2 protein-coding genes and 1 pseudogene are annotated in these 1392 nt (G+C 59.8%); 2 read left to right on the top strand and 1 reads right to left on the bottom strand.

Annotation, left to right across the window (positions count from 1 at the left end; genetic code table 11):
- Positions 1-292: pseudogene (locus NP596_RS21385) on the top strand (phosphate ABC transporter permease PstA); the annotation flags it as partial.
- On the top strand, positions 289-1161 hold the full coding sequence (locus NP596_RS21380; RefSeq protein ID WP_256617403.1) for a phosphate ABC transporter ATP-binding protein: 873 nt from the start codon (positions 289-291) through the stop codon (positions 1159-1161). The pseudogene NP596_RS21385 and the gene NP596_RS21380, both read left to right, overlap by 4 nt.
- A 25-nt stretch (positions 1162-1186) precedes the next feature.
- Here the strand turns inward: NP596_RS21380 and NP596_RS21375 are convergent.
- Positions 1187-1392: acyl-CoA dehydrogenase domain-containing protein (locus NP596_RS21375; protein WP_256617402.1), on the bottom strand; the 206-nt coding region annotated here is incomplete at its 5' end.

Below are 1392 nucleotides of genomic sequence, written 5' to 3'. Positions count from 1 at the left end.
GGCCGCCGCGCCGGCCATCATCGCCGGCCTTCTGCTGGGCATAGCCCGTGCCGGCGCCGAAACCGCAGCGCTGATTTTTACCAGCGGCTATGTCGACCGCATGCCGGACACGCTTATGGATTCCGGCCGGTCTTTATCCGTGCATATTTACGATCTGGCCATGAACGTGGCCGGCGGCGACGCCAATGCCCATGCCTCGGCACTGGTTTTAATGCTACTGTTATTGATCATCAACAGCCTGGCGACCAGCCTGACGCGGCATTGGCTGCGCAATAGAATTATGACGTCATGACAAACGACACTCGCGATACATGCAACCGCGCGGATAACCTTAACGATCCGGAAAACGCATATACTCTGAGCCCGTTACAGGCCGGCCCGCCCTGCTGCGATCCCGAACCGCTGCTCAGCGTCGAGAATCTCTCGCTGCATTATGCCGACAAAATTGCCCTGGAAAACATCTCTCTGGACATCTACCGGGGTTGCATCACCGCCTTGATAGGGCCGTCCGGCTGCGGCAAAACCAGTTTTCTGTCGTCGCTAAACCGCTTGACCGACATGATCCCGGGCTGCCGGGTCAGCGGTTCCATCCGCTTTGACGGCCTCAATGTTCGTAGCCCGGATCTGGATGTACAAGGTTTACGCCGCGACATCGGCATGATTTTTCAAAAACCGGTGCCGTTTCCGTTATCCATCCGCCGCAATATCGAACTGCCGTTGCGCGAACACGGCATGCGCGGCCAAGCGGAAATAAATGACCGGTTGCAAGAAGTGTTGCGGGACGTCGGTTTATGGGAAGAAGTCAAGGACCGGCTGGAAGCGCCGGCGCAGGCGCTATCCGGCGGCCAGCAACAGCGCTTGTGCATCGCCCGGGCGCTGGCCCTGCAACCCAAGGTGCTGTTGATGGACGAACCCTGCAGCGCGCTGGACCCCATCGCGTCCGCCGTGGTGGAAGACTTGATCAAACGCCTGCAAGGCCGTTACACCATTGTCATCGTCACCCATAATCTGGCCCAGGCCCGCCGCATCGCCAATTATGCCGCGCTATTCTGGATGCAGGAACGCGGCGGCCGCCTGATCGAATTCGGCCGCTGCCAACAGGTATTCGAAGCCCCCGCCCATCATTTGACGGCGGCTTATGTGAGCGGTCGACGCGGATAAGCCGGAATAACCGACTCGGCGGCTTTTATGACGGCCTAATACCGGTAGTTAATTGCTCCGGGGCAAAATCGTCGACCCGGATCGCCGCCGACCCGGCTTGTTCGGCCAGCGCCAGTAATTCGGCCTCCCGTTTATCGATAATACCCGCCCGCAGCGCCGCGTGGATAATCTCCGGACGGGCGGCCTTGTCCAGCAGACCGAGTTTTTGCGCGGCATGCAGCTTGGCTTCGG

Origin of the sequence: Methylomonas rivi (assembly GCF_024505165.1) — a bacterium.
Taxonomy (GTDB): domain Bacteria; phylum Pseudomonadota; class Gammaproteobacteria; order Methylococcales; family Methylomonadaceae; genus Methylomonas; species Methylomonas rivi.
The sequence above is the reverse complement of the archived record's forward strand: the minus strand, read 5'-3'. Positions and strand labels throughout refer to the sequence as shown.

Coding starts and splice junctions, on each gene's coding strand:
- NP596_RS21380 (WP_256617403.1), top strand. CDS start 289: ATGACAAACGACACTCGCGATACATGCAACCGCGCGGATAACCTTAAC.